Raw genomic sequence first — 5,214 nt, forward strand, 5'->3', positions numbered from 1 at the left:
GCTTAGCGGTCGGAGCCGGGTAGTTTACTTGGCCCTGGTGATCATCGATATGCAGCGAGATTTCCTGGAGCCGGGCGGCTTTGGGGAAATGTTGGGCAACGATGTCACCCAACTGGGATCCATTGTGCCCACCCTGGAGGAACTGCTGGACTTCTGTCGTCAGAAGGGCCTAACCATCATCCACACCCTGGAGGGTCACCAGCCAGATCTCTCCGATTGCCCGCCCAGCAAGCGCAAACGCGGCAAGGGATCCCTGACCATTGGGGACGAAGGCCCTATGGAGCGGATTTTGATTCGGGGAGAGCCGGGCAACGCCATCATCCCTGAGCTTGCTCCGCTTGCGGGAGAGATCGTCATTCCCAAACCCGGCAAGGGGGCTTTCTACGCCACCGAGCTGCAAGCAATCTTGCAAAAGCGCGGCATCACCCACCTGCTGTTCACCGGAGTAACCACAGAAGTCTGCGTGCAAACCACAATGCGCGAGGCCAATGACCGCGGCTATGAGTGCCTGCTGGTGGAAGATTGCACCGCCAGCTACTTCCCAGAGTTCAAGCAAGCCACCCTGGAGATGATCCGGGCGCAAGGGGGCATCGTCGGCTGGACGAGTTCTGCTCAGAACATCCAAAAAGCGTTATCGGGTTTACAGTGAGTGTGAATAACCCAACAAGCGTGAGGCTGAACCGATGACACTGGCTCAGGAGGCAACTGCCCAAGTCCCCGCCTTTTGCGAAGGGATCCAGTACTTCGGGGATCCCTGGCCAGAATTCGACCGCCTGGGTCAGGCGCCCGCAGTGGATGCCGGCACCGGGAAACTGAGGGATCCCGGCAGTCGCATGGCCGCCTACCAAACCTTGCTCTATGCCGATGCCTTGCGCTACCTCACCCTGCAAATGACCGCCAGCAAAGCCTCAGGCCACCCAGGGGGATTTGCCAGCCAAGCAGAAGCCTATGCCGCTCTGGTGTACCTGGGCCAGAAGAACATCCCCACCGAAGTTGGGCACCACGCGCCGGGCTTTTACGCGGCCATGTTCTTGGATGGATCCCTGGCCGAGATGGGCATCCACACCGTCTCCGACCTACGGGCCCGTTTTCGAGAGCGGGAAGGGCTGTTGGGTCACCTCTCTGGCTACATTCCCGGGCTGCTGGCACCGGCTGGGCCGCTGGGGCAAGGACAACACTTTGCCATGGCAGGAGCCCTGCTCTATCCAGATCGCCTCTTCCCGGTCACGATTGGGGATGGCGGCCTGGGAGAGCCCTATGTGATGAGCTCCATGATTCACTTCCACACGGCTTTCCCGCAGCGCACCAACTTCCTGCCGGTGCTGGTCTGGAACGGCTACAGCCAAGAGCACCACAGCATGATCTCCACCGCCAGCAACGCCCAGATGGCCGAGTATTGGCGGGGCAACGGCTTTGAGGAAGTGGTGTTGGTGGATGCCAAGGACTTTGACGATGCCCAACAGCCTGGCCCTTACGTCGACAGCACTCAGTTTTCCCTAGAAGCCCGCCTTGCCTTTGCCCAAAGGGTGCTGATCGAAATGGAGCGAGCCATCCAATCAGCCCTGAGCGGACAATTAACGGTTTTCATCCTCAAGCAACTGAAGGGGGCTGGGGTACATGCCAAGGGATCCAAGTCCCACAACCTCTACGGCCACCACACTCTGGATCACCCGGACATTGTGGCGGCTCTGCGGGCGCGGGCCTTACATCCGGCAGCTTGGGCCCTGGTGCGACAAAACTGCCAACGGGCAGCCGGGGGGCCAGCCGCCAAGGTGGCGGTTACAGAGTTCGTTCGGCCCCTTCCACCTCTGGGATCCCTGAACCTGACGGAGTTTCCCCTGGGGGACAAGCAGGTTTCTACCACGGCCATCGGATCCCTGGTGGTGCAGGTGGGGCAGAAGGATCCCGACTTTTTGGTGGCCAATGCCGACGGCAACGAAGCTTCCGGCATTGCCAATGTGAACCAAGGTCTCAAGGTGATTCACCCCACGGTGGATCCCTTATACAACCAACAGCCCCAAGGCCAGGTCTACGAACCCCTGAGCGAAGATGCCTGCGCGGGGCTAACGGCGGGCCTAGCCCTCTTCGGCGGGCGCTCCCTGTGGTGCTCCTACGAGTCCTTTGCCGTCAACGGCCTACCCATCTGGCAGACAGTAACCCAAGCCATGGCAGAGCTACGCCGGCCCACCCCCTCGGCCATTGCCCTCTTCACTGCCGGCGCTCTGGAACAGGGGCGTAACGGCTGGACCCACCAACGCCCGGAAATTGAGGCCTACCTGGCAGCCATGATGCGCAACGGCAACATCTTTCCCCTCTTCCCGCCGGATGCCAACTGTGCCCAAGCTGCCTACGAATGGGCCCTATCCACCTGCAACAAAGGGATCCCTATCATCGCCAGCAAAACCCCCCTGCCCATCCGCACCACCCTCGAACAAGCCCGCCAAGCAGTAGAGCAGGGCTGCACCGTCCTTCAGGAACTTCCTGGATCCCGCACCGTGGTCTTTGCCGTGGTGGGGGATATGATTCTCCTGCCCGTGTTCGAGGCGGCTGAGCAGCTCCAAGCCCAAGGGATCGGCTGCAAAATCGTCTCGGTGATTAACCCCCGCCGTCTGTATCGCCCCGGCGACGTGGCCTGGTCCACCTGTGCCCAGCCAGATGGGGAATTCATGTCCGACCAGGAGTTTGCCGCTTGGTTTGCCGGCGAGGCCCTCATCGGCGTAACAGGCGGGGCCAGCCTGATGTTGGAGCCTCTGACACTGCGCTACACTGGCCCGCGCGACATTTTTGCCTGGAAACGCGGGGAAACCACCGCCACCCCCGCCGAATTGATGGACTACAACGGCCTGACAGCCCAAGCACTAGCAGAACGAGCCAAGCAACTGCTATGCTGAGGGCGAGCTTTTAGCTTGGTTAGCATTGTCCACCTTATTTTTTCCTATTTTTTCCTATGACTGAGGCTAGCTCTCTCCGAGAGAAGCTTGAGAGGATATCTCCCACCGAGAGGGTAGAGCAAGTTATTGTCCAACACTTTGCTTTTCCTCTCCTGCAGGCGCTTGGCTTTGACGACTCGGAAATTAGATATGAATTCGAGACAGGTTGCGGCCAGGTCGATCTCGCAGCAAGAAAGAACGGAGATCCTGAAGATATTTTCTTGAGATCCCCGAAGAATCCCTACTTGCTTTTGGAGGCAAAATCTAGAGCAGTTAATCTCAGAGAAGGATCTTGCTATAGAGATGCAGTTTGTCAGATAGAAAGTTACTTGCTTGCCAAGAACTGCAAATCTGCAAAATGGGGAATTATCACCAATGCAAATAACATCCAGCTTTGGAGGAAGCACGGAAAAGTCGTTCACCCCGCTACAGCAAACCTTGATATTAGCTCAGATAACATTGAGAGCATAGTGCGTAACTTGCGAGACAAGATAGAAAACTATGAGCGCGCTCTGACTGTATGCGTGTATAACAATAAAGGGGGCGTAGGCAAAACAACGACGATCATTAACCTTGCGGCAACACTAGCAACCACAACACTAGCAACCAAGAGAAAAAAGGTCTTAGTTGTTGACTTTGATTCTCAGGGTGATCTGACAAGAAGTTTGGGAGCCACTCCTGGAAAAATTACACTGACGCAATGTTTAAAGGATCCCAAAATAGACATCCATGCCATTGTCCAAACATATAGACTCAAAGGCAAGCAGACTACCCTTCCCATCTTCGACATTATCCCAAGAGACCCTGAGCTGGAGACGTTGACCGACAGCCAGTCGCTAGCATATATCCAAAAGGGAACCCGACGCCTTCGAGATCTGATTGCCCCTCTTCGCAATGAGTATGATTACATCCTAATCGACTGCCCAACTCAATGGCTTTACTTCAGCCAAAGTGGTGTTTTTGCTGCCGATGTTATTTTGATACCTACCCGCCCCGACGATCTGTCTTCCCTGAATAATGCTGCTAGAGTAATCACCAGCTTTGTTCCAGAAACTGCTAAGTCACGACAGGATGGCGGCCCCAGGACTTTGCCTATCTTTTTCAACGGCGTTTCTTCGGGAAGTGAATACACTATTAAACTAGCTAACGAAGAGATAGATAAGCTTATCAACCAGGAGAAAAGTGTAGATCTACGTCCATATTTCTGGCCGCATTTTAAGAGAGGTAATGAAAACAAAAGCATTTTTAGGATACCTGACTATGCAGTGATATCCTCTGCAAGCTTTGCTCGAATTCCTGCCGTCTTTAGGGACAGGAGAGTTTTAGAATACTACCAGAGTCTTGCCCGTGAGTACTTTATCGATGAGTGAGTTTTCAGATCTAGGTAGGTTGGTTAACTTACCCCTTGAGAGTATTACGCCCGCCGATGGGTTTTCTGCTCCCTCCTTCCTTGTTGCCGCAGCCGCAGATCAGCTAAGGGCGACAGGAGGACACAACTGGGTTCCTCTGCTGGTGGTCGAGGCTGGCGACTATCAGTACAAGGCCATTGGTAACCATTTTGTCTATGCAGTTGCTCAAGAAGCGGGACTGGAAAGGCTATGGTGTATCGTTGTCGATCCTGATCCAGAGCAGGTTAAGCAGGCCCAGATTCTCGCCAAAGAAATTGTTCCGAAGGTAAATTTGACCAATACATCGAGAGAGACTATCTTGGCTGCGCTAAGATACCTAGCCGAGCGACCCAGCAGTCCCCTCAAGGGAGTCGATGTAACCATTGCAGCTGCCCGGATTGCAGAGGCGGATAGAAGTTGGTGGCAGGACTTAACCCCCATAACCAAGCTTGGGTGCAAAATCACGCGAGGCAAAAAACTGGATGCCCTATCGGAAGTATTTTTCGTAACTCCTACAGCGTTGCCCCCTACTCTGAAGAAATCATCCAAGAGATCTGCGGCATCCGCTGGCGCGAAGAAAGCGACCTCAACTCGCTCGCGAAAAAAAACAGAGGGAGAGAGCTGAAAGGGATCCCTTCAAAAACATATTCTCCTCTCCACATCACCGAGGCCCGACTCCGCTTGCTGTGGGATGCCTGCCTCAAGCCTCCCTTTGAATGGCTACTGCCACCCAAACAGCCTTGGCCGCTCTCAACAACAGCCTCCATGGCAGGTATGCTCTGCTTACCTAGGACGACCGGATCCATCTGGAGCTCATGCACAGGATGATCACCAGCATCTTGGAGATCGACCTGACCCAAACCGTCCGGTATTATCTTGACCACAGGGATCCCCCC

Annotated in this window: 4 protein-coding genes; all 4 read left to right on the plus strand. The window is 55.2% G+C overall.

Annotated elements, in window-relative coordinates:
- Positions 1–37 precede the first annotated feature (37 nt).
- From NW815_RS07290 to NW815_RS07305, 4 genes are read left to right on the plus strand one after another with little or no spacing between them, the layout of a single operon-like run.
- Complete coding sequence (locus NW815_RS07290) at positions 38–649, plus strand: cysteine hydrolase family protein (RefSeq protein ID WP_414390160.1); 612 nt, start codon at positions 38–40, stop codon at positions 647–649.
- Between the two features lie 34 nt (positions 650–683).
- A complete protein-coding gene (locus tag NW815_RS07295; protein ID WP_414415852.1) occupies positions 684–2,891 on the plus strand; it encodes a phosphoketolase in 2,208 nt (735 codons plus the stop codon).
- A gap of 56 nt (positions 2,892–2,947) precedes the next feature.
- Entirely contained in the window at positions 2,948–4,300 is a 1,353-nt protein-coding gene (locus tag NW815_RS07300) for an AAA family ATPase (RefSeq protein WP_414389540.1), read from the plus strand.
- Positions 4,278–4,943, plus strand: a complete 666-nt coding sequence (locus NW815_RS07305; protein ID WP_414389538.1) for a Rho termination factor — start codon at positions 4,278–4,280, stop codon at positions 4,941–4,943. The genes NW815_RS07300 and NW815_RS07305 overlap by 23 nt, the downstream gene beginning before the upstream one ends.
- The last annotated feature ends 271 nt before the right edge of the window (positions 4,944–5,214 follow it).

The organism is Synechococcus sp. R6-7, from assembly GCF_047461695.1.
Classification (GTDB): domain Bacteria; phylum Cyanobacteriota; class Cyanobacteriia; order Thermostichales; family Thermostichaceae; genus Thermostichus.